We start from the raw sequence: 22,058 nt of genomic DNA, 5'->3' as shown, positions 1-22,058 counted from the left end.
TCGCCGGGCCCGGCGGTTTCCACCGGACCGGTCGGTCGTAGAGACCGCCTGGCCGTAGGGACCCGTCCGGCGCTACCGCTGGAGCGCCCGGCGCTGCGGCAGGCCCAGCGGATGCCACTCGGGCGCCCGGGTCGCCGCCAGCTCCAGCTTCTCCGCCCAGGAGACCCCTCGGCGCAGGTAGAAGCGGAGCAGCTCGGCGGCGGCGCGGGCGTCGACCAGCGCGTGGTGGGCGTCAGAGAGCGGGATCCCCGCCCGCTCGCAGCAGGCGGAGAGCGTCCACTTGCCGTGCGGGATGAACTCGGGGGCGAGCTTCTGGGTGCACAGGGTCTCGGTCAGCCACTGGCTCCCGGGCAGGTCCCGCAGGAAACGCAGGTCGAACGAGGCGTTGTGGGCCACCAGGACGCGCCCGGCGATCCGCGACCACACCTCGTCCAGCACCTCCTCGATCACCGGCGCGTCGGCGACCATCTGCTTGGTGATGCCGTGGACGTGCGCGGGCCCGGTGTCCCGCAGGGGGTTGATCAACGAGTGCCACTCGTCGACGGTCTCGCCGCCGGTGTCCAGGGAGACGAGCGCGATCTCGCAGATGCGGTCGCCCCTCGCCGGGGAGAACCCGGTGGTCTCCACGTCGACCACGACATATCCCTGCCGAGCGGACACCCGGTGCCCCGGAAGCGACTCCAACCCCCAACTTGTCATGAAGGCCAGCCTATGGGGAGGGCGATCGTCGTCACGCGGCGTTCGGCGAACCGGGAGGCCCGGCAGGCCTGGCGACGGGCGATAGTGGACACTATCCTCGGTACGCTGTCTCCAGCGGGGCGTTAGCTCAATGGTTAGAGCTGCGGACTTTTAATCCGTAGGTTCTGGGTTCGAGTCCCAGGCGCCCTACTCTTCAACCCCCTGTTGACCAGGGGGTTTCTTCTTGCCCGGAAATCCGTAGGTCCCGGAACACCCCCAGGGGAGACCGAAGGGAGACCGGTGGTTTCGGACGCCTCCCCCACCACGGCCCGCCGGGGCACCAGAGCGGCGATCGCTTCGGCCGCCTCCCGTGCCACCTCCGGCATGATCGAGGTGTAGGTGTCCGACGTGATCGTGATCGACGAGTGACGCAGCATCGCCTGAACGGTCGCCATGTCCACCCCAGCCGACAGGCCCATGGTCGCCGCACCGTGCCGAAGGTCGTGCATCCGGATCGGCGGCAGGCCGGCCTCGAAGGCCAGGCGCTCGAACTGCTCGCTCACCCACGCCGGGTGAAGCTCGGAGCCGTCCTCCCGGGTGAACACCCGGCCCGTCTCCTGCCACGCCTCACCCCAGGCGAGCCGCTCGGCGTTCTGTCGGCCGCGGTGCGCGCGCAGGACCTTCACCGTGGCCTGGTCGAGGGCGATCGGCGCTTCGCTGGAATCGGTCTTCGGGTCGCCCTCCTCGACGTCCCACCCGACCTGAACGAGCTGCGTCCGCACGATCACCTGTCCGGCGTCGAGGTCGGTGTCCTCCCACCGCAGCCCGCACGCCTCGCCGCGGCGCAGGCCCCGGAAGCCGACCAGGTGGAACAGGCCGTACAGCCGGTGCCGCGCCGCGTGGTCGAGGAAGACGCCGAGCTGGGCGGGCGTCCACACCATGACCTTGCTCGGCCGGGGCATGGCCGCCCAGACCTTCAGCGCGTTGACGGTCTTCCCGCCGGCCTCTTCCCGGGCCTGCTCCAAGGCGCGTTCGTACTCGGCCGTCCAGGCGGTCACGCGTTCCATCGTCCACACCAGGCCCTTGGGCCGCTTGGCCGCCTCGAGCTTGACCAGCTTGGCCACGTTCTCCGACACCAGGCCCTCGCGCTGGGCGTCGCTCAACGCCGAACGCAGGGTCGCCCGGATGCGCTGCTTGGTCGCCGGGCCGGTGACGCGCTGGCCGCGCACCGCGGCGCGGACCGCGGGATCCTCCGACGCCTTGGCCGCCAGCAGCTCGGCGTTCTTGTCGTCGATGCCGGCGAACAGCGCGTCGAGGTGGGTGACCCTCAGCCGGTCCATCCGGACGTCGTCGAGGACGTGCAGGTGGATCCGGTGGTGTGACTCGTAGGCTATGAGCGTTGACTTGCGGATGTCCCCGGTGCGCCGGCGGCGCGCGATCCATCGCGCCCAGAACTCGCCGAACGTCTCGGGGCGGAACGCCTGTCCGGCCTGGTACTTGCGTCGGATCTCGTCGAACAGCGGCATCGGGCCGCGGTTCCGGCGGGCGTCGAGGATCAGCTGCCGGATCTCCATGCGCGCGGTGTGCCCGTCCGGGCCGCTGTCGGGGATGGAGATCAGCCGCAACGCGTCCTCGAAGAAGTTCGCCAGCTCGGCCTCTGTCCGGAAGCCGCCCACTCGGAGGTCGACGCGCTTGCCGTCCGGCGCGGCCGGCAGTTCGGCTTTGCCGTACCAGCTGCCGTGCGAGGGGTTCCACGAACCGTTCTTCCGGCGGAGCTCGGGGCACTTGGCGCCGAGCTCGCGGCCGTCGTCGCCGCGGCACTTGCACCGCTTGAACGTCGAGCCCTTCATGGTTACGCCCTCCTTCCCTTCTCCGCTGGGATCTCGAGAAAGCCGCGCTCTCGTGCGAGCTTGATCCAACGCCCTGCGGTCGAGGTCGCCAGGCCAAGTTCTCGCTCAACCCCTTTCGCCGGCGGCTCCCCGAGTGCGTACGCAAGCGAGTACGAAGCAGCCACGGCGCGCAACGCCTCATCCGTCGGGCCAGCGCTCACATCCACATCCACGTCATGTGGTTCAAGAGTGATCACGCCCTCACCCTCATGACCTTCCATCACCAGGTTGCGTGCACAACTCCTCACGATCGAAGCGACAGGCACCCCACGCAGAGCCGCACTGCTGATCGTCGTACCGTCCTGAGCCGTAACCGTGAGCTCTGTGCATCCCAGCCGACCACCTGCAACGTCGATAACAAGCCGAACTTGGTACGGCCCCACTCCATCACCAGGTGACACGGTCATTTCGGCAGGAACCAGCACAAAGAATCCCGGAGCAATCTTGTGCGGCCTGCGCTGTCGCTTGTCGTCGCTTCTCAATGTCGCCACGCCAGGCATCGTTTCGCGATGAGAGAGGCTTGTCAATGTTCTCCCGCACGTGCTATCACTTGCCATTGAGAGAGTTATGACACGGCAAACTCACAGTCCTCGAGGTGACCTGAATGGCAAGAACCATGGGATCCGAGCGGCTCTGGAGCCATGAGGAGACAGCGACCTTCCTCGACGTATCCCCTTGGACGCTCCACAAGTGGAACTCGGCGGGCACTGGCCCGAAGTCGTACAAGCTCGGGAAGCACCGCAAGTACGCCCCGCAGGACGTCTACGCCTGGCTTGAGACCCGCGCCTCCGTTTCAGGCGGTGTTGCCGCATGACAAGGGCAACCGTCAGTTCCTTGACCCGCTCGGAGAGCACGACCCCCGGGACCAAGGGCATGTCCCTCGCCGAGCTGCTCGCGCTCCCGGCCGCCGTCGACCTCGTCACCGCGGGCCGCGCCTGGGGACTCGGCCGGACGAAGAGCCATGACCTCGCCCGCGCCGGCGAGTTCCCCTGCCCCGTGCTGCGGCTCGGCAACGCCTACCGAGTCACCCGCGCCGATCTCCTGCGCAGCCTCGGAATCGACCCGCTGCAGGTCGACACCTCGAGAAGCCCCGCGCTCGAAGGCGGTCCCGATGCCGCCGCCTGAAATGACGAACGGCGCCGGGGCCATCACCCCCGAGCGCCGCCCGAACGCTGATGTCCCCATCAACGCCACCATCACCCACAGCGTAGGACACCGCGGCATCCCTGTCACCGCCATCGCCTACGCCCCCGCCGGCCGCCGAACCCGCTGGCTGTCCGTCGTCGAGCACTGCCCCCACTGCCACGGCTCGCACCTGCACCGCGGCACACCGGAAGAACCCGCCGGCGACGTACGCGCCGCCGGGTGCGGCCGCGGCCACTACCTCGTCATCCCCACGGCCCGGCCGGCGGTGGCGCGATGAGCGCCGACCGGCGACCCCGCCGCGGCGCCCCCTCCGCTCGGCGAGGACTGACGGTAACCCGCCGCGGCGGCGATGCTCCGGCCCTCGACGAAGGAGGGCACGACATGACCGCCGACACCCGCCGGAACGGCCGCCTCAGCCGGTACTCGAAGGCGTACACCGCGACGCAGACCAGCATCACCGAACGGGCCCGCGCCGCCGCCGACCTCGCCGCCGACCCCGTCGCGGCGCTCGAGATGCTCGAGCTGCTGCGCGTCACCCTCCGCCGTGAGGTCGACCAGCTGCTCGACGCCGAAGCCGACCGGCGCGGGCCGCTCCTGAACCTGACCCCCCTGCCCCGAGACGAGACCAGCCGATGAGCTCCAACACCCTCGAGGCCGACCACCGACGAACCGCCGGCCTCGGCCTGTTCCCTCAGCACCTCACCCGCTCGGAGGCGTACAACCGGTGAGCGCCTTCGAGAACCTGATGAGCGTTCTCCACGAGGCTGGAGAGCGTGTCATCTCCCGTGGGGGTGAGGCCCGGACACGGGGCATCTGCCACGACGGCGACGCCCCGGACACCGTGTCCATCGGGATCGGCAAGGACAAGAACGTGGTGGTCTGGTGCCACAAGTGCCAGGGCAACACCGATTTCCTCGCCGCCCTCGGTCTGACCGAGGCAGACCTGTTCAGCGAGCCCAAGAGCAAAAGCCCGGGTCGCCAGCTGATCAAGACCTGGACATACCGCGACCTCGACGGCCGCGTGGTTCAGTACGTCGACAAGTTCATGCCGAAGGCGTTCCGCTCGCGACTTCCCGGCGACCGGCACAAGCACCCCCCGAAGGGGGAGCGTGTCCTGTTCAACCTTCCCGAAGTCCGCGCGCAGGCCGCGGCCGGCGGCATGGTCGTCCTGTGCGAAGGCGAAAGCGACGTCGACAGCGTTACCGCCGCTACCGGGTACGTCGCCACGACTATGCCCGGCGGTGCTGGCATGGGCTGGCAGGAGCGCTACACGCAGATGCTCGTGGGCGTGTCCGAGGTCCGCATCATCGCCGACAACGACGCCGATGAGGCCGGCCTCAAGCACGCGCGGAATGTCGCCGCCTCCCTGGCACGAGCAGGCGTCCCGTACCGGATCTACCTGCCCGCGGTCGGCAAGGACGTGTCCGACCATCTGGCCGCGCGGCTCACGATCGCCGACCTCATCCGAGTGGACGCCGCCGACAAGACCACCGAAGAACTGTCCGCGGCGACCTTGGAGATGGACGACAGCGAACAGCGCGAATGGTCAGAGGACGTGCCTGGTGGCATTGAGGACCGCGTCAACGCCCTCATCGCCGAACTGCTCGACTCCCACGACCTCGACAACATGCCCGACCTCGAGCCACTCGTCGCGGACGTGCTGTTCCTCGACACCGTCACCCGCCTGTACGGCGCGTCCGGAAGCATGAAGTCCTTCATCGTGCTCAGCCTCGCCGGCGCCGTCGGAAGCGGCATCGACTGGCACGGTAAGCAGGTCCGTCAAGGGCTCGTGATCTATCTCGTCGCCGAAGGTGCTCGCGGCATGGGCAAACGCAAGCGGGCATGGGAACAGCACCACGGCCGGAAGATGACCGGCGTCAAGTTCCTGCCGCGCCCTGTGCAAGCCATGAGCACGGAGTGGGACGTCCTCATCGAAATGTGTCGACGCCTGGAACCCGTCCTCATCATCATCGACACGCAGGCCCGGGTAACGGTGGGCGTCAAGGAGAACGACAACACCGAGATGGGTGTCGTCGTCGACCGGATGGAAGCGCTCCGCCTGGCCTCCGGTGCCTGCATCCTCGTTGTGCATCACACCGGCCATGAACAGACCGAGCGCGGCCGGGGTGCTTCTGCGGTGCTCGGCGCCATGCAAACCGAGATCAGTGTCACTCGGACGGGGAAGCGCCTCGATTCCAAGATCACTTTCAAGGTTGGCAAGCAGAAGGACGACGACGAGGGACCTCCTCAAGTATTCACCCCCAAGCTGATCACGTTGGAGGGGGAAGCCAAGGAAGACGGCAGCCCTGTCACATCTGTCGTCCTGGTTCCGGAAGCTCCGCATCCGAGTCAGCTCGAGCAGGGCAGCCCGGAGTGGATCGCCCTGCAGCTCGACAGGGCAGGGGTCCCCGCCACCTTCGGAGGTCCGCGAACGATCCAGGCGTGCGCCGAGCTTGGCATCAAGGCCCGGAAAGAGAAGATCGAGGAGGCTGTCAGGATCCGGAAGCGGAGAGCTCAGAACCTCCCCCCAGACCTCCCCCACGATCTTGAAACGCTACATCCCCCAGTCTTCGGGGGAGAAAGCAACGTTTCCGCTGAACAGACCTCCCCCCGGACTCTGCGGGGGAGGTCGGGGGAGCCATCGACAGACCTCCCTCCCCCCTCTCCCTCTCTTAGAGAGGGGGGAGGTGGGGCTGATGGGACCAAGGACGGACCGACAGGTCTCTGTGACGTGTGCTGCCGCACGATGGTCCTCAAGCCCGGAATGACCCGGCACTCCGGCTGCGTGCCGAACTCTTCCCGCTGACACCCCCGCCCAGGAGGCACCCCCGTGAACCTCGCCATCGCCCTCGACGACCTCGCCCACCACCCCGACCTCGCCGAGATCCTCAACACCACCCGCACAGCCATCCGCGCCGCCGGCTACAGCTGGATCCTCGACCAGGCCGACGCCGCCGCCCGCGACACCTGCAACACCCTCACCACCGCGGCCGCCGCCACCGGCAGCACCCCCCTCAGCCTCCCCCTCGACCAGCACCCCGACTGGGTACGGCTTGGCCTCCTCGACGCCCTCGCCGCCTGGATCACCGAGCAGGCCACCACCTGCCTCCACCAGCCGCACCCCGCACGCCCTCAGCCCGTCATCTCCGCCGCCTGGCGGCCGCGCCTCGTGGTCTGCTCGGCGTGCGCCCACCTGCTCCGCCTGCCCAAGGGATCCGCCAAGGACCGCACCTGCGACGGGTGCGGCCAGGTCGTCCCCGACCACGGCGCCATCTGGTCGGCGGCCGCCTCCCACGGCGGGTTCGTCTACCAGTACGGCGTCTGCGAACCGTGCCGGTACTGGCCCACCACGCCGGCCACCGCGTGAACACCACCCCGGCCGGGTCGAGCACGCCCAGACGATCGCCGACCGGCCGCCGTATGGCTCACACCTCGCCCCCGTCGACGAGCTTCCCGTGCAGGCCGAACCATGAGGTCGCCGACACCATGAGGTCCCCATCCCGCCCGACGTCCGCGCACGTCACAGACCCCTTGGAGAACTGATGAATCTTGGTCCTTCCCCCCGTGCTGAGCAGTGCACGGCGACGAGTAAGGCGACTCGGCAGCGGTGTCAGCGGCTGGTGGTCGGCGGCGGGGTGTGCTTCGTGCATGGTGGTGCGGCGCCTCAGGTGGCGGCGGCCCGGGAGGCGCGGATCGTGGCTTTGCAGGCTGCGGCGTCGGCGACTCCGACTGAGGTTCGGGATCCTGCGTCGGCGCTGATGAGTGCTGCTCGGGATGCTGATGAGGTGGTGCAGCGGCTCAAGTTCGCTATCGCGGATCGGGGCACCTTGGATTCTGCGTCGCTCGAGGCGTTCGGGGCGTGGCTGGATCGGGTGAGCCGCTTGTCGAAGGCGGTGCTGGATTCGGGGGCGGACAAGCAGCGGGCCGCGCTCGCCGAGCGGGATGGGCAGCTGATCGCGTTGGCTGTTCGCCGGATCTTGGATGCCATGTGCGCTGAGGTGCTTGCGGTGCTGGGGACGCGGGACGCGGAGCTGGTGAGGCGGGAGTGGCCGCGGTGGGTTGAGCGGATCGCTCCGGAGGTGCTGCTGTCGATTGGCCGGGGTGAGCTCGAGCATGGCTGAGGGGCGGCTGTCGAGCGCGGAGGTGGCTGACCACGCGCTGTTCGCGCTCGAGGTGGCGGCGCGTTCGTGCGTGCCGGATCTGGCGTTGTCGGCGATCCGGCGCGCGTTGCAGGGGTTGGCCGCTGACGATGTCGCCCGGGTTGCTGCCTGTCTGGCGTTGCAGGCGGTTCGGGGCCGGCCGCCGGCCGCGGTGGCGGCACAGCTGGAGGTGTTGGCCCTTGAGCATCAGATGATGTTGGACTTCCCGGCGGGTTCGGGCGGGTCGGGGGCGCCGCGGTGAGCGAGCCGGATCGGTTGGCGACCGTGTTGCCGGGCGGGTGGGTGCTGTTGGGGCCGGTGGGCGCCGGCTACTGCGAGCGGGCGTTGCGGGCGGCGGCGCGGGCCGCGGCGCGGGATGGGATCCAGGCGCCGCCGGAAGTGCGGGCGTTGACGCAGCTGCTGGTCATTGCGGTTGGGACTTCCGTGTGCGGTAGAGCGGAAGTGTCTGATGAGGCCGATTCGTCAGGGTTGCTTCTCGTTGGAAGTGGCCCCGTGGGGACGGGAACAGCGGCAGAGCACCTCGGGATCACGGATCGGGGCGTCCGGGATCTGTGTGCTCGAGGTGCTCTGCCAGCTGAGCGAATCGCCGGCCGTTGGTTGATCGACCTGGCTGACCTCGGGGCGTATGCGGAGCAGCGCTCGAGAGGCAGGCAGGGCAGATGTCAGGACACGGCTCGGATAGGCAGCCCTCGGCCGGTGTAGGTGAAGGCCAGCCGCGGCCGCAGATGTCGGCGGAGATGGTCCGGCAGGTGGCCGCGAATCTCAACGTGGACATGGCGAAGGTTCGCGGGAGCGGCCCGGACGGTGAGGTCCGGTACGTGGATGTGCTGAGGGCGCCGGCGTCCGCGCAGCTGCCGCAGACGTTGCCGGCAGAACCGCCGCCGGTGTCTGAGGCGGTACGGCAGGTTGCTGCCCATCTCGGCGTGGACCTGGCGGGAGTGCGCGGGTCCGGCGCCGGCGGCGAGATCCTCTGCCGGGACGTCTACCGGGCCAAGGCCGCCGCCCGCCAGGCGCAGAAGCCGCCGGCCGCGGCGCCGAAGGCAGCCCCGCCCCCCACTCCGACACCGGCCCCGGCGGCGGCGGTGCGGCCGCTTCTGCATGTGGATGCGTCCCGGAATCCTCTGGTCGCCGCGGCGTTGGCCGGGCCGGGCGGTAAGCAGCTGGCGGCATACGCCTCGACGACGCCGCCGACTCTGTTTTCGACGGGGGACCTACCGCCGTTCACCGCATCCGGTATGGCCCCGTCGGCGCTGCTGAGCGTGCCGTGGTTCGCCCGGCACGCGGTCGCCGCGGAGAAGTCCCCGGAGAAGGCCGCGGAGATGTTGGAGGCGTTCTCAGGGCCGGACGGGGACGTTGCGGCGCGGGTCGACAACCGGGTCGTGAACCACGAAGCCAACTACGACTACCGGCTACGGGTCGAGCAGTGGCAGATGGCCGCGGCTCAAGCTGTCGGCCTCGCGGAGTGGGAGCGGGAGTACTCCCACCACAAGCAGCGAGCCGCGGCAGCCGCGAAGCCGGTCAACGAGATGACCGAGGACGAGCTGTTCGACGCGGTGTTCAGCAGCACGGTTCGCGGGCTGGGGAAGCGATGAGCGGCCCGCTGTACGCGGTGGTGGGCGCGTACGTCGCTGACGTCTGATCGGGGGCGATCATGGCTGCCCTCGCCGAGGCGTTCGTCCGGGTCCGCGCCGACACGTCATCCGTGCAGGACGACGTTCGCCAGGAGTTCAGTAGCGCGGGAGGCCGCGCGGGTGACGAGTTCGGCCGCAGCTTCTCCCGCGATGCGGCCGGGCGGCTGCGCAACGAGCGGGGCCAGTTCGTCCGGGAGGGCGGCAAGCTCGGCGAGGCGGCAGGGGAGGAGTTCGCCGACGAGTTCGGGCGGCGCGTCTCCCGCGACGCCGGCGGCAACCTGCGCGACCAGCGCGAGATCTTCGTCCGCCAGGGCAAAAACCTGGGGGATGCCGCCGGGGAGGGCTTCGCTGACGGCTTCAAAGAAGCTGCTGACCCCGATGTGGGCAACCTCGCCGACGACAAGGCCGAAGCCAACCTGCAGGGCCGCCGCCTGGGCAACGCCGCCGGTGAGGGTTTCAACGACGGCTTCAGCAGTGCGGTTGACCGGCTGGGTTCCGTCATCGGCCGCGCCCTGTCGTCCATCACCCCCAACCTGGGGCGGCTGTTCGGCGGGTTCCGCGACATCCACGTCGACATCGACCGGGCCGGTACGGCGACGCGGGCGCTACTGGCCGGCGTCGGCAAGCTGGGCTTGGCGGCCGGGGCGTTCTCCACGCTCGCCGCCGGGGCTGCTGCAGCGGCCGTGCAGGTCTCCGCTCTGGTCTCGGCGCTGGCGCCGGCGAGCGGGCTGCTGGCCGCGTTGCCGGGTGCGGTGCTGCTCGGCGCGGGAGCGATGAGCGTCCTCAAGGTCGGCCTGATGGGCGTCGCCGACGGCTTCAAGGCCGCCCTCAGCGGCGACGTCGAGAAGTTCATGGCGGGCACCAAGGACCTGTCCGGCAGTGCCAGCGACGTCGCCTATGAGCTGTTTCAGATTTCGGGCGCGTTCGGCTACCTCAAGGACCGCGTCCAGAACGCACTGTTTGCGCCGCTGGTCGGCCAGATGGAGAGCCTCTTCCCCATCCTGAACGCCCTCGGCGAGGGCATGGAGTCGGTGGCGGCGGTGTTCGGCCAGGCCGCGCTGAAGGTCCTGGAATTCGCCCGCTCCGCCGAGACGCTGCAGGCCATTCGGTCGGTCTTCGCGTCACTGCGGGACGCGATGGCCGGGCTGCTGCCCGCGCTGACGCCGCTGCTGGCGGGCTTTCGGGACCTCGGCGTGGTGGGCGCGTCCTGGCTGTCGGGGTTCGCGCCCGGCATCGCCGCCGCGGCCACCCGGTTCGGGGAGTTCCTCAGCAACGCGTCCGCGTCCGGCAAGGCGCTGGAGTGGATGAACTCCGGCCTGGCGGTCATCAAGCAGCTGGGCGCGGTCCTGGGCGACCTGGGCGGCACCGTCGCCGGGGTGTTCCGGGCGATGTCGGCTGCCGGGGCCGGCGCACTGGGTGTGCTGGGGCAGATCCTCGACGCCACCCACGCCTGGGTCGACTCCGCTCAGGGGCAAACCGCCCTGGTCAGTACTTTCCAAGCGCTGTCGCAGGCGGGCCGGGCCCTGACGCCGGTCATCACCACCCTCGCCTCAGGCATCGGCGCCCTGGCGCCCAGCGTTGCTGCGTTGGCGACGGCGTTCGGCCCGGTCCTGATGACCGCGATCTCCGGCCTGATCCCGGCGCTGGGAGCGTTGGCGCCCGGCCTGGTCGCGGTCATCAACGGCATCGGCGGCGCCGTCGCGGCGATCGTTCCGACGCTGCAGCCGCTCGCTGGAGTGATCTCCGGCCTGTTCTCCTCCCTGGCCCCGGTGTTCACCCAGATCGGTGTCGCCGCGGCGAACCTGATGCCGGGCGTCATGGCGGCGGTCGGCGCGATCGGGCAGGCGGTCGGGGCGCTGGCGCCGGCGCTCGCCCCGGTCGGCCAGGCCGTCGGCGGCGTCCTGGCCGTGCTGGCGCCGCTGCTGCCCGTCGTGGGGCAGCTGGTGCAGCTGATCGCGACCAGCTTGGCCGGGGCGGTGCAGCAAATCACGCCGCTGCTGACGCCCGTCGTCGGGGCGTTCGGGCAGCTCGTCACGGCGGTTTCTCCCCTGATCCCGCAGATCGCTCAGCTGGCCGTCACGCTCGTCTCTGGGGTCCTGCCCGCCCTGACGCCGCTGGTGCCGGTGGTGGGGCAGCTGGCCGCGACGGTCGGCGGCGCGCTGGTGTCGGCGTTCAGCCAGATCGTCACCGCGCTGGCGCCGGTGCTGCCGGTCATCGCCTCCCTGGCCGCACTGATCGCTCAGACGCTGGGAGAGGCGATCCGCCAGCTGACGCCGCTGCTGGGCCCGGTCGCGGTGGCGTTGGCGCAGGCGTTCACGCAGATCATTGCCGCCATCCGGCCTCTGATCCCAGCGATCGGTGACCTGCTGGTGCTGTGGAACACCGAGCTGCTGAAGGCCCTGGCGGACCTGCTGCCGGTGGCCGGGGAGATCATCGCCGTTCTCGGCGGTGAGCTGCTGAAGGTCTTCATTCAGGTGGTCAAGGCGATCAGCCCGCTACTTCCAGTCGTAGCGCAGCTGGTGCAGGTCCTGGCCGCCGCGCTGCTCCCGGCGCTGGCTCAGATCATCACAGCGGCCTCTCCGCTGATCGCGGTGTTCGGCCAGGTCGTACAGGCGATCCTGGGCGCCCTACTGCCGGCGATCACCCCGCTGATCGGCAGCATTGCACAGTTGGTGGCCTCGATCGGCGGCTCGCTGCTGAGGATCCTCGCTGACCTGGGGATGGCGCTGCTTCCGCTGCTGCCGCCCCTTGGTCAGCTGGTGCAGGTTCTCGGCACGGTGCTGGTGCAGGCCCTGACCACGTTGGCGCCGTTCTTCCTGCAGATCGTGCAGATGATCGCGGGTCTACTGCCGGTTCTCACCCCGTTGATCACCCTGGTCGCCCAGGTGGCCGGGCAGCTCGGGCAGATCCTCGTGCAGGCCCTGGCCGCTCTGATCCAGGCGTTGACGCCGATCCTGCCGATCATCGCGCAGCTCGTGCAGACGGTCGGCGCGGCCCTGGTGCAGGCCCTTGCCGCAGTGGCGCCGTTCCTGACCCAGGCGGCGACGCTGCTGGCCAGCCTGCTGCCGGTCCTGACGCCGCTGATCGGCATGGTGGCGCAGGTCGCCTCGCAGGTTGGGCAGATCCTGGTGCAGGCGCTGACGATGCTGCTGCAGGCCATGCAGCCGCTGCTGCCGGTGATCACTCAGGCGGCGCAGCAGATCGGCACCGCGCTGATGCAGGCGCTGACCGCGTTGATGCCGTCGATCGTCGCGATCGTCCAGGCGTTCGTCAGCCTGCTGCCTGCGCTGACGCCGATCATTCCGATCGTCGCCCAGTTGATCACGGCGTTCGCGCCGCTGATCGCCGCGATCTTGCCGGTGCTGGTGCAGCTGATCCAGACGCTCGTGCCGATCCTCGTGCAGATCATCGGCGCGTTCGTCGCGCTGCTACCTGCGGTGATGCCGATCATCAAGATCGTCGCGGATCTGATCGTGCAGCTGATGCCGCTGGTGGAGTGGCTGGTCCGGCTGGTGGGCGCGATCTTGGAGAAGGTCGTTCCCGCGGTCGGTGAGGCGATCAAGTGGTTCCTCGACCTCGTCGCGAAGGTGACCTCGGCGGTGACGCCGTGGGTGCAGTGGCTGGCTGACAAGGTCAAGTGGGTCGCCGACAAGATCGTCGAGTTCTTCCGCTGGCTGTACGACGTGCTGGTCGGCCACTCGATCATCCCCGACTTGATCAACTCCCTGCGCGACTGGTTCAACAAGGGCGTCGACTGGATCAAGGGCGCCATCGACACCCTCAAAGAGATCCCCGGCAAGGTCGGCGCGTGGTTCGGCGACATGAAGGACCGAGCGATCCGCTTGGCCGGGGACCTGGTCGACTGGGTCAGGGACATGCCCGGGAAGATCTTCGACGCGGTCAGCCGGATCGGGGAGCTGCCCGGCCGGTTCGCCGACTGGTTCGGCGGCATGAAGGACCGCGCTGTCGACCGGCTGAACGACCTGATCAACTGGGTCCGCGGGCTGCCCGACATGATCCTCGGCGCGCTCGGCGACATCGGCGGCCGCATGGCGAATTTCGGCCACGACATCATCCTGGGCATCTGGAACGGCATGGTCGCCCAGTTCCAGTGGTTCAGCGACTACATCAGGAATTTCTTCTCGTCGATCATGCCGCAGTGGGTCAAGGACGCCTTGGGCATTCGCTCGCCCAGCCGGGTCATGGCCGCGATCGGCCGCCAGCTGCCCGCCGGCATGGTCGTCGGCATGCAGGCGGGTGAGCCGATGGTCGAGGCCGCCGCCCAGCGGATGGCGGATGCCGCCGCGTCCATCAGCATGCCCGCTGCTGCGACGTCGGCTCCGGCGTTCTCCGGCGCGTACGGCGCCGCAGGCACCGGAACCGCGGGAGGGCGGGGCAAGGCGGCAACGATCAATCTGAACCTCACCGTCAACGGCGCCGACCTCAACTTCCGCGACCCGCAGGGAGTCGCCCGCGAGCTGCTGGTCGAGATCCGTGACGGGCTGATCGGTCTGGAGCGGGAGGTGTACGGGACATGAGCGTCCCCGAAGACAGCACCGTGAGGGCCGTCACCTTCAAGCTGAACGGCGGAGTCCTCGGAACCAACGGCTCGCCAGCCGCCTGTCCCAAATGCGGAGAACAGCATCTCCTGACGGTCAGAGTCGTCCCCGACGAGATCGGCGAAACGCCGACCTACGTGGAGTGCCCATGGGGCCATCTATGGGCTGAGCCGACGTTGCCGCAGCGGGTGTTCGCCGGCCTGCTGGCGGCGGTCGCCGAAGAGTACCCGGAGGAGTGGGCGGCGTTGAACCGGGTGCTCGCCGAGCGGGGCAGGCTCGTCGCCGGCGCGTAGTTGGCGATGCGGTTGCTCGAGGCGGCGGACTGCCGTGGGAGCTGTGATCACGCCGAGCATGGCAGTGGCCCCGTCTCGCACCCACATGGGCGAGACGGGGCCACCAGGGTTCCCCGTGCCTCGACACCCCTCCGAGAAGAAGCGCGGGGGAAGGTCCGCGGCGGACCTCGACGCACCGCGGACTCCTCCGGCCGGCCCTCGGCGCGCGAAGGCCGGCCGGGAGGTCTACGTCCGGCGGATCTCCGCCATGAGCTTCGCCAGACCTTCCTCGATGGCGAGCTCCCGGGTGATCGCCTCCGCGAGCTTCTCGACCGTGCCGCCGCACTCCTTCACCGCGGCCTTGTACAGCTGGTCGATCCGCTCGGGGTCGGCGCTCTTGCGGCGGGCGAGGGCGTGCCAGCGCTTCACCTCGTCGGGGCTCACAGCTCGACCCCCTCGCGGCCCAGGGCGGCGGCGAGCTGCTTGCACAGGTCGCCGGCGGTGGGGGCGGTGAGAGTGTGGGATCCGCCGTCGGGGGTGGGTCCGGGCGCGTAGTAGATGCCCGCGGACCACCACACGCGGTAGGGCGGGTACGCGCGGCTGATGGCGCGGATGAGGTCAGCGCGCCGCTGGGCGGTGAACTCGATCGGCGAGGCGTGTTCGGGAGCCGTATCGTTGGCCATGGTTCGGACCTCCTGCGTCCGATCAAGGGCCCGTCTCGACGTTCTCAGCGTCGCGGCGGGCCCGTCACGTTGTGTGGGCTCCGGCCAACTGTACGTCTAACTCGTACAGCACGTACAGCACGTTCAATACGGACCGTATGCGCAGGTCATTCAGCCTGTCCGTAACGTCATGCCTATGACGGTCGACCACCTGAACCCGACACCGCTGTGGGAGCAGCTCGCCGGGATCCTGCGTGAGCGGATCCGCGCCGGCGAGCTCAAGCCCCGCCAGGTCTTGCCGAGCGAAAGCCACCTGCAGCAGGAACACGGCGTCGCCCGCGGCACCGTGCGCCGCGCGGTCAAGGTGCTCGGTGAACAGGGCTGGGTGGTGACGATCCAGGGCCGGGGGACGTTCGTCGCCGAGCGGGAGAACTGGCCGACCGGCTGACGCCCGGTCTGCCTTTTTCCCGGATCTGGGAAAAAGGCTGGTCGAGGGGTGGGAGACAGCTCCACCTCGGGTGGGCACCTGAACGCGGGTCAGAAGGCGCTGATCGCGCTGGAGTACGAGAAGGCGATCGCCGCGGCTACGAAGGTCGGCCGACCAATCGGTGACGCTCCGAAGCCGCAGGCCACCCTGAGTGAAAAAACTGTGGCAGATCTGCCACCTTTTCCATCGCAGGTCTCCCCGCCTAAGCCGTTCGAGGCCAAGTCTCGTGAGCGTGCTGCGAAGGTCGTTGGTGCCTCCGGCCGCGCCGTCCAGCAGGCCAAGGCGCTCCAGCGGGACGCGCCCGACCTCGCCGAGAAGGTCCGCGCCGGGCAGGTCGCCCTCGACGCCGCGGACCGGCAGCGCAAGCAGCGGGTCGCCGCCATGCCCAAGCCCGACCCCGTGCCGTCCAAGCCCGGACCGGTCATGCTCACCCTGCACACCAACACCGGCGGGGCGTGGCACCTCGCGAGGGGCTGGGGGTGCTACGCGGGAGGGGGTTACAGGTCAGAAGGGGTGCCACGGACCGTGGCAGCAAGATCGTGGCGGGGTGTGGCACCCCCTTTCGCGTCCGTGTGGCACCATCAAAAGCAAGATCGTGGCACCTAGAAAGGACCGTCATGTCTGACCGCGCTCACCATCTGGCGAAGGCATCTGAAAGGTTTTGGAGCAAGGTCGAGCGAAAGACAAAGGAAGAGTGCTGGTTGTGGATGGGCGCCAGGAGACAGAAGGGCTACGGTCGATTCCGCGTCGAGGCGAACGGCCACGGCTACGCGCACCGGTTCGCCTACGAACTCCTGGTTGATGAGATTCCCGAGGGCATGACGATTGACCACCTGTGCCGTGTACCGTCATGCGTCAATCCTGCGCATATGGAAGTCATTACAGCGTCTGAGAACGCCTTACGCGCGGCCCGGAGCAGGGGTGTGTCAGTTTCCCCGAGTGCGCTCATAGAGCGCTTGCAGGCGCTCTATGACGCCGGGGTGCGTGACTTTGCCACCCGGGACATGAAGGCCCTATGGGAATCCAATGGGTTGTCCCGGCAGTGGGCCCAGAAGCACCTCAAGAGGCTCATCGAGGCTGAAGCTTTGGGCTACAGCGGTGAGCAGCAGCGGTATCTGTTGACGAAGCGTCCTGCCGTCGCGTAGCCGTGGCAGCAAGATCAACACTTCGTGGCGCGCAGCCCACGCGCAGCCGTACGCGAGGAAACCCGTCTGAATCAGACGGGTTTCCTTCGGCCCCTCGCGCAGCCGCACGCGCGGGCCGGGCCTTGCACTTCCTTACGAACCCCTGACACGCGAGGGCCGCCCGGGGCCCGCGAAGGTGAAGAATCTACACCTGCTCTCAGATCTTCCTGGCGAGAGCAGGAAGATCTCATCGGGCAGCCGTGAGGGTGAGCGCGTCAGCAAAACGGTAAAACCTTTTTGCTGGAGTCGCAGGTGTTGGCGGTGAGCCCGTCAGGGTGACGGGCTCACCGCCAGCTCAGCCGACCTCGGGCCGCTCGGGCATCAGGTAGCGCTGGGCGTCGTCGTCGTAGCCGAGCACGTCCGCCTCGACCAGCTTCTTGAGTTGCTTCTGCGCCCACGCCCGGCTCATGTCCGTCGACTCCCACAACGGCCGCAGATCGCGCGTGGCGAAGTCCCGGGCCCCGGCATCCCACAGCCCTTGGAGATGCGCGATGAGGGCCTCTCCGCGCTGCTGAGGCGTCATGGTGACCTCGGGTGGCGCGAACTCCCATTCGGGGTCGTCGAGCTGGTCGACGATCGGGTCATCGAGGCCGGCCTGAACCTCGGGGTCCGGGTCGTCCTCGGTCAGATACTCGCTCGCTACGTTGCGCACCTCCTCATCTTCGTCGTCTCCGGGGTCGATGGCGTGTTCCAGCGCTTCGGCCGGGGCGGCGAGCGCCTGGCCGCCACCCGGAAGGCGGGAGATCGCCGCGGTGCCCTCGTCGACGGGCTTCGCGAAGGCCGGCCAGAAGGCGGCATGCTCACGCATCGCGGCGTTCGCCCGCTCGTCATCGAACCCGCCGGCGGAGTCGAGGCCCCACGCGAAGGTCCGCATCGGCATCGCGATCCGCTCATCCGGGATGGACGGCGCGTCCCAGTACGTCATGCCGGGCTGCTTGTTGCTCCACAGCTCGGGGCGGGCGCCGGCGTCCTGCTGAGCCTCACTCAGGCCGAACCCGGCGTCATGCCCGGACTCGACCCCGAAGCACGCCTTGGCGAGCTGGCCGCGCGCCAGGGTCGGCATCTGCGTGTAGTCCGACCGCTGCAGGCTCATGACCACCGACCCGCCCGCCGAGCGGATCGCCTTGAGCATCGACAAGAACGCCTCCTGCTCCTTGTCGCTCAAGGCGTCGTAGACGTCGGGGAACTCCTCGATCCACACGACCCAGTACGTGAGGCCGCACCCGGGCTTCCACTTCTGCAGCTGCTTGGCGGCGAGCTGGTCGGTGCGTTCCTTCACCCGGGCCTGCACGTCCGCCAGGAGTGCCTTCGCGCCGGCCTTCGTCGTCTCGAAGCGGTGCAGCGCCTCGGCGAGCGGGCCCAACGTCTGCTCGCCCTTGGTGATGTCGATGGCGAACACCGCGGCGTCGTAGCGGGTGACGATCTCGCCGAGCAGGTTCCATGCCCCGCCGATCGACTTGCCGGACCCGGTCTGCCCCATGATCTGCAGGTGGTGACCCACGATGACGTACGCGACTTCGTCGAGGTCCTGCCACAGCCCATGCCGGATCGGGTCGGCGATCGACCCGCCCGGCCTCGACGGGCCTGGCCACGGGATCGGGTGCTTCATCACCCGCGGGTCGCTGATGGTGACCTTCGCCCGACTCGCGTCGTCGGGGTCGATCGACGTCGTGATGCTGCCCGGGGGCAGGCCGATCCCGCTCTCGATGTACGGGACCTTCTTCTGCAGGTCCTCGGCGGTCTGCCGCCCGGCCTCCAGCTGCACGTCGCCCTGGACCTTGTGCTCGGTCGCCGCGGTGGTGCGCGCCTCGACCGCCAGGCCGGCCCGCCCGGCGCCCTGGCCGAACAGCATCGCCAGCGGATCGGCCAGGGCGCCCGGCGCGTCCCAGCCCTTGAGCCGGATCACGGTGCGGATGTTCCAGGTGGCGCACAGGGTGAACCCGCCGATCAGCGCGATACGGCCCGTGACGACGGTGGTGGGGCCGTTGATCGTGGCGGCCGTCACCCACAGACCGGTCAGCAGCGTCGTGGCGGTGGTGTGCGCCTTGCCCCACGGGCCGCGAGCGTGCGACTGGCCGTAGGTCACGCCGGTCAACACGATCACCGCGACGCTCATCAGGAACGCCGTCCAGGACGCCACGGCGGGATCGTCGGTGTCGAGGATGACGTGGAAGGCCGCACCGACGCCGAACAGCAGCAGCCCCACCACCCACGGCGATGCGAGGGTGACCAGCTTGGACACGCCCTGCGCGGCCACCTTCTGCAGGCTCGACTCGACATCGACGGTCGCGAGTTCCTTGCTCCGGGTGGCCATCACACGTCATCCCAGTTGAACGTCGGCTTCTTCTTGTCCTTGATGGCGGGTAGCTGCTCGATGAACTCCTTGCGGAACTGCTGGTGAAACTTCACCATCTCGACCGCGGATCCCTTCTGCAGTTCCGCGGCGCGCTTGAGGCGCCGCACCACACGGCGGGCACGCAGCCGCACGTCCGGGCCGCCGAGCAGGGCGAGCACCGGGTGTCCCTTGAAGCTGCGGATCAGCACGGCGTACAGCTCTTCGCTGGCCATCTCGAACTCGCCGCCGAGGTCCCGGCACAGGGCCCGCCCGATCTGGGCGTAGTTGGTGATGGCCACCGGCCCCTGCCACGGGATGTTGGACAACTCCGGGATGCGGGCCCGGCCCGGCCTGTCGGTGCTCACTGGCCGTCCTCCTCGATGTCGTCGTCGTCGAGCACGTCGCCCTCGGCGACGTGGTGCTTGCCGGTGCGGTAGGCGTCGCCGACCACCCGGGCGAAGTCCGCGGCGTCCCGGCGGAGGGGGCGGGCGCCGGCGAGCGCGGCCACCAGGTCATCGAGCGCCGACAGCAGCAGGCACAGCACGGCGTACAGCCCCGCCCACACGCTGGGGCGGGGGGCATGGTGAATCATGGGGTTCTCTCCTTCACATGGGGAGGGCCCGCCCCGGGTGCTCTTGGACGATGCGGCCCGGGGCGGGCATGGGGGTCAGGACAGGCTCGCTTTGGCGAGCTGGGCGAGGTAGGAGCGGATCAGCACAGCGCGCGGCTGGCCGACCTTCATCTCGCGCTTGATGCGGGTCATCGTCGGCACCACACCCGTGGCGACCTCATCGGCGTACCTGGTCGCGGCGACCGGGAACAGCTCATCGGGCGCGGGTGTGAGGACCGGCATCGGTGCAGGTGACGGCTCAGGTACGGCGGGTATGGCGGGCTGCTCGACCTCGCCGCCTGCGGGCTCAGCCGTACCCGGGCCGACCGGCTCGACCGGCACCTGTTCGGCCACTGTCCCGTCGACCCGGTTGAGGGTGTCAGCGGTGACACCCTCGGTGTCTGGAGTTCCAGACACCGGGACGGCGCCACGTCGGATCATGCCCATCAGCAGCTCGTAGGAGAGCACCAGGGCGACGGCCGGCCACGCGGCGACGATCGCGCCGACCGGACCGTGAGCCCACCCGTGCGCGACGTTCGCCGCCAGCGTCGCGAGGATGCCCAGGGCGAGCGTCCAGCGCGCCAGCGCGGGCACGGGAAGGCGGCGGCGGGCCGCGTCGAGCAGCACCATGGAGGATGCGAAGATCGCGCCGTCGATGGTGAGCGGCACCAGGCGTGCCGTCAGGCCGGACTCGCCGTTGGCGACGACGACCTCGAAGGCGTGCCGGTAGGACACCACCGCGGCGACGGCCGCCAGGAGGACGACCACGACGGTCGTGCAGATGCGGATCATGCTTCACCGCCCAGGTCGCGCACGACGTTGCCGAGCGCCTCGGCGAACTCGGTGAACGATCGGATGTCCAGGCCGCTGATGATCGCCGCCCAGTCAGCCGCGTCGTCCGGCTCGACGTCCATGAGCCGCGGCTGGCCGGCGTCCCGGTAGGCCAGGCGGGCGAGCGGCGGCCGCCGTACGGCGCCCTCGTCGACCTGCACGTACCGGATCACGATCTGTCCGGCGCCGCTGAACGGGCCGAACGTAGAGGTGTGAACGCGCTTCGGGCCGGTCTCGGTGTGCTCGGCTCGGCACCATGGCGGGCACGGGCGGTGGGCGGGTAGGTTCTCAGCCACGATCTCATCTCCTGGTTCGGTCAGGGGTGTTGGGGTCGAGGCCCCGGCCGGTGGTGTAGTCACCGGGCCGGGGCCGCTTGGTTGAAGGGTCAGGCGGGTCGGCAGATGCGGCACGCCGAGTCCGAGCAGCTGTCCTCGCCGGCCGCCAGCTCGAGCGGCTCCGGCGTGCCGGGAACCGTGGTGCGTGCCAGCGCGACCTGAGCGAGGACCGCGTGGGCGAACTCCTCCGCCTCATCCACCGTCAGCACGGCGTCGCTGTCGTTGGCCACCTGGATCAGCGCGCCGTCCTCGGCATCGTGGGACAGCTCGACCGTTCCGGCGGAGCCGTACCGGCCGCCCGGCAGGGGCACCGGGGGCGCCCAGCACATGCCGCCTTCGGGGTCGGGCAGGTGGCGGCCGCCGCGGGTGCAGTCGTCGTGCCGGACGCACCACGGCGCGCAGCCCGGCGCCGAGCTCGCGGCGGCCGCCGTACGGGCCTCGGCCAGCAGCAAGCCAAGCCGCTTGTGCAGCTGCTCGGCCTCGGCCAGCGTCAGCCGTACGGCGGGGGCGTCACCGCGGCGCAGTTCCGCCACCGGCTCGTCGTCGCGGTCGCCCTGGCGCAGGCACAGGCCAAGCTCCTCGGGCGCCCACCGTCCGGGCGCTACCTGAACCGGGGCTTCCCTCGTGAGCGGGGTGACCCGGTCCGGGCCAAGGTGGAACCGGTCGGCGGGCTGGTCGCGGTCGTCGTGGGTGAGTTCGCACCAGGCCGGGCACGGCGCGGTCTGCCAGTACGGCCGCGGCTTGACGGCACCGCTTCCCCCGGCGGCTGGCTGGTCAGCGCCGAGCGGCGTCCACTCGCCGCCCGGGGTGCGGAAGACGACGACCGCGGTGACGGCGAAGGCCTCGCGCTGCCGGACGGTCGGCAGGGCGTTGAGCATGTTCGCGGTGGCCTGCTCGAGGGTCGGGCCGGTGTAGATGCGCATCTGGGCGCCGTCGACGGTGCCGCACACGCCGTACTCGCGGCCCTCGCCGTACGGCGCGGCGCTGGCCTCGACGGGCTCGGCGAGGGCGGCGCTGGCCAGCTTCAAGCAGTTCTTGCACGTGACCGGCTGCCGGGTCTCGGCGTAGGCACCGGCGAGGCTGGTGGTTCGGGAGCGGGCGGGGCAGGCGGGCAGGCCGTTGACGGCGGCGTGGACGACTCCAGAGGTGCGGGTCCGCAGGTTCGCGGCCGCGGCGGCGGGGGCGCTGTTGAGGGTCGTACGCTTGTCCATGGTGAGGGACCTTTCCGAGAGGGGGTTCCGATCCAGGGCCCGTCCGGTCTCGACCACCGGGGCGGGCC

At 69.7% G+C, this 22,058-nt stretch carries 24 protein-coding genes, 1 tRNA gene and 1 pseudogene; 16 read left to right on the top strand and 10 right to left on the bottom strand.

Features of this window, described 5'->3' with window-relative positions:
* Positions 1–72 precede the first annotated feature (72 nt).
* Complete coding sequence (locus IEZ10_RS30770) at positions 73–699, bottom strand: 3'-5' exonuclease (RefSeq protein WP_189250025.1); 627 nt, start codon at positions 697–699, stop codon at positions 73–75.
* Positions 700–815: 116 nt separating this feature from the next.
* On the opposite strand from IEZ10_RS30770, the gene IEZ10_RS30765 reads away from it, so the two are divergent.
* Positions 816–888: transfer RNA gene (locus tag IEZ10_RS30765), tRNA-Lys, on the top strand.
* A 239-nt stretch (positions 889–1,127) separates the two neighbouring features.
* On the opposite strand, the pseudogene IEZ10_RS40485 reads toward IEZ10_RS30765, so the two are convergent.
* Positions 1,128–1,619 (bottom strand): annotated as a pseudogene (locus IEZ10_RS40485) (site-specific integrase); the annotation flags it as partial.
* Between the two features lie 1,552 nt (positions 1,620–3,171).
* Here IEZ10_RS40485 and IEZ10_RS40480 point away from each other — a divergent pair.
* The 12 genes from IEZ10_RS40480 (at position 3,172) to IEZ10_RS30705 (ending at position 14,356) form a co-directional block, all read left to right on the top strand.
* Positions 3,172–3,381 carry a helix-turn-helix transcriptional regulator gene (locus IEZ10_RS40480; protein ID WP_373287434.1) on the top strand — a complete coding sequence of 70 codons (210 nt, stop codon included), beginning with the start codon at positions 3,172–3,174 and terminating at the stop codon, positions 3,379–3,381.
* A 20-nt stretch (positions 3,382–3,401) separates the two neighbouring features.
* A complete protein-coding gene (locus IEZ10_RS30755) occupies positions 3,402–3,692 on the top strand; it encodes a DNA-binding protein (RefSeq protein ID WP_229811815.1) in 291 nt (96 codons plus the stop codon).
* Positions 3,679–3,990, top strand: coding sequence for a hypothetical protein (locus IEZ10_RS30750; RefSeq protein ID WP_189250023.1), 312 nt, complete (start codon positions 3,679–3,681; stop codon positions 3,988–3,990). The genes IEZ10_RS30755 and IEZ10_RS30750 overlap by 14 nt, the downstream gene beginning before the upstream one ends.
* A 104-nt stretch (positions 3,991–4,094) precedes the next feature.
* Positions 4,095–4,349 (top strand): hypothetical protein, encoded by a 255-nt coding sequence (locus tag IEZ10_RS30745; protein ID WP_189250022.1) that lies wholly within the window; start codon positions 4,095–4,097, stop codon positions 4,347–4,349.
* A gap of 88 nt (positions 4,350–4,437) precedes the next feature.
* A complete protein-coding gene (locus IEZ10_RS30740; protein ID WP_189250021.1) occupies positions 4,438–6,519 on the top strand; it encodes an AAA family ATPase in 2,082 nt (693 codons plus the stop codon).
* A gap of 24 nt (positions 6,520–6,543) precedes the next feature.
* Positions 6,544–7,080, top strand: a complete 537-nt coding sequence (locus IEZ10_RS30735) for a hypothetical protein (RefSeq protein WP_189250020.1) — start codon at positions 6,544–6,546, stop codon at positions 7,078–7,080.
* Positions 7,081–7,498: 418 nt separating this feature from the next.
* A complete protein-coding gene (locus IEZ10_RS30730) occupies positions 7,499–7,834 on the top strand; it encodes a hypothetical protein (protein ID WP_189250019.1) in 336 nt (111 codons plus the stop codon).
* The gene (locus tag IEZ10_RS30725) at positions 7,827–8,114 is read left to right on the top strand and encodes a hypothetical protein (protein WP_189250018.1); all 288 of its coding nucleotides are present in this window, start codon (positions 7,827–7,829) and stop codon (positions 8,112–8,114) included. Before IEZ10_RS30730 ends, IEZ10_RS30725 begins: the two co-directional genes overlap by 8 nt.
* Positions 8,115–8,251: 137 nt before the next feature.
* Complete coding sequence (locus IEZ10_RS40475; protein WP_373287437.1) at positions 8,252–8,575, top strand: helix-turn-helix domain-containing protein; 324 nt, start codon at positions 8,252–8,254, stop codon at positions 8,573–8,575.
* Between the two features lie 47 nt (positions 8,576–8,622).
* Positions 8,623–9,465, top strand: coding sequence for an E3 binding domain-containing protein (locus tag IEZ10_RS30715; protein ID WP_229811814.1), 843 nt, complete (start codon positions 8,623–8,625; stop codon positions 9,463–9,465).
* Between the two features lie 59 nt (positions 9,466–9,524).
* Positions 9,525–14,042, top strand: a complete 4,518-nt coding sequence (locus IEZ10_RS30710; protein WP_189250015.1) for a phage tail protein — start codon at positions 9,525–9,527, stop codon at positions 14,040–14,042.
* Positions 14,039–14,356, top strand: a complete 318-nt coding sequence (locus IEZ10_RS30705; protein ID WP_189250014.1) for a hypothetical protein — start codon at positions 14,039–14,041, stop codon at positions 14,354–14,356. Before IEZ10_RS30710 ends, IEZ10_RS30705 begins: the two co-directional genes overlap by 4 nt.
* Before the next feature lie 225 nt (positions 14,357–14,581).
* Here the strand turns inward: IEZ10_RS30705 and IEZ10_RS30700 are convergent, their stop codons facing one another.
* Both IEZ10_RS30700 and IEZ10_RS30695 read right to left on the bottom strand, forming a co-directional pair.
* Positions 14,582–14,779 (bottom strand): hypothetical protein, encoded by a 198-nt coding sequence (locus IEZ10_RS30700; RefSeq protein WP_189250013.1) that lies wholly within the window; start codon positions 14,777–14,779, stop codon positions 14,582–14,584.
* Positions 14,776–15,018 carry a hypothetical protein gene (locus tag IEZ10_RS30695; protein ID WP_189250012.1) on the bottom strand — a complete coding sequence of 81 codons (243 nt, stop codon included), beginning with the start codon at positions 15,016–15,018 and terminating at the stop codon, positions 14,776–14,778. The genes IEZ10_RS30700 and IEZ10_RS30695 overlap by 4 nt, the downstream gene beginning before the upstream one ends.
* Positions 15,019–15,193: 175 nt before the next feature.
* On the opposite strand from IEZ10_RS30695, the gene IEZ10_RS30690 reads away from it, so the two are divergent.
* Genes IEZ10_RS30690 through IEZ10_RS30680 form a run of 3 tightly spaced genes read left to right on the top strand, consistent with a single transcriptional unit; the run spans position 15,194 to position 16,629 of the window.
* Positions 15,194–15,445: a GntR family transcriptional regulator gene (locus IEZ10_RS30690; protein WP_189250011.1), complete on the top strand. Its 252-nt coding sequence runs from the start codon at positions 15,194–15,196 to the stop codon at positions 15,443–15,445.
* 48 nt (positions 15,446–15,493) lie between these two features.
* The gene (locus IEZ10_RS30685; protein ID WP_189250010.1) at positions 15,494–16,090 is read left to right on the top strand and encodes a hypothetical protein; all 597 of its coding nucleotides are present in this window, start codon (positions 15,494–15,496) and stop codon (positions 16,088–16,090) included.
* 11 nt (positions 16,091–16,101) lie between these two features.
* A complete protein-coding gene (locus IEZ10_RS30680) occupies positions 16,102–16,629 on the top strand; it encodes an HNH endonuclease signature motif containing protein (RefSeq protein WP_189250009.1) in 528 nt (175 codons plus the stop codon).
* A 334-nt stretch (positions 16,630–16,963) separates the two neighbouring features.
* Here IEZ10_RS30680 and IEZ10_RS30675 read toward each other — a convergent pair whose 3' ends face one another.
* The 6 genes from IEZ10_RS30675 to IEZ10_RS30650 form a co-directional block, all read right to left on the bottom strand.
* Complete coding sequence (locus IEZ10_RS30675) at positions 16,964–18,982, bottom strand: hypothetical protein (protein WP_189250008.1); 2,019 nt, start codon at positions 18,980–18,982, stop codon at positions 16,964–16,966.
* Complete coding sequence (locus IEZ10_RS30670; protein ID WP_189250007.1) at positions 18,982–19,368, bottom strand: TraA-like protein; 387 nt, start codon at positions 19,366–19,368, stop codon at positions 18,982–18,984. The genes IEZ10_RS30675 and IEZ10_RS30670 overlap by 1 nt, the downstream gene beginning before the upstream one ends.
* Positions 19,365–19,595: a hypothetical protein gene (locus IEZ10_RS30665; RefSeq protein WP_189250006.1), complete on the bottom strand. Its 231-nt coding sequence runs from the start codon at positions 19,593–19,595 to the stop codon at positions 19,365–19,367. Before IEZ10_RS30665 ends, IEZ10_RS30670 begins: the two co-directional genes overlap by 4 nt.
* 75 nt (positions 19,596–19,670) lie before the next feature.
* Positions 19,671–20,405 (bottom strand): DUF2637 domain-containing protein, encoded by a 735-nt coding sequence (locus IEZ10_RS30660; protein ID WP_229811813.1) that lies wholly within the window; start codon positions 20,403–20,405, stop codon positions 19,671–19,673.
* The gene (locus tag IEZ10_RS30655; protein WP_189250005.1) at positions 20,402–20,740 is read right to left on the bottom strand and encodes a hypothetical protein; all 339 of its coding nucleotides are present in this window, start codon (positions 20,738–20,740) and stop codon (positions 20,402–20,404) included. The genes IEZ10_RS30660 and IEZ10_RS30655 overlap by 4 nt, the downstream gene beginning before the upstream one ends.
* Before the next feature lie 89 nt (positions 20,741–20,829).
* Positions 20,830–21,990 carry a DUF6907 domain-containing protein gene (locus IEZ10_RS30650; RefSeq protein ID WP_189250004.1) on the bottom strand — a complete coding sequence of 387 codons (1,161 nt, stop codon included), beginning with the start codon at positions 21,988–21,990 and terminating at the stop codon, positions 20,830–20,832.
* Between the last annotated feature and the right edge of the window lie 68 nt (positions 21,991–22,058).

Source organism: Streptosporangium pseudovulgare (assembly GCF_014648055.1).
GTDB lineage: Bacteria > Actinomycetota > Actinomycetes > Streptosporangiales > Streptosporangiaceae > Streptosporangium > Streptosporangium pseudovulgare.
The sequence above is the reverse complement of the archived record's forward strand: the minus strand, read 5'-3'. Positions and strand labels throughout refer to the sequence as shown.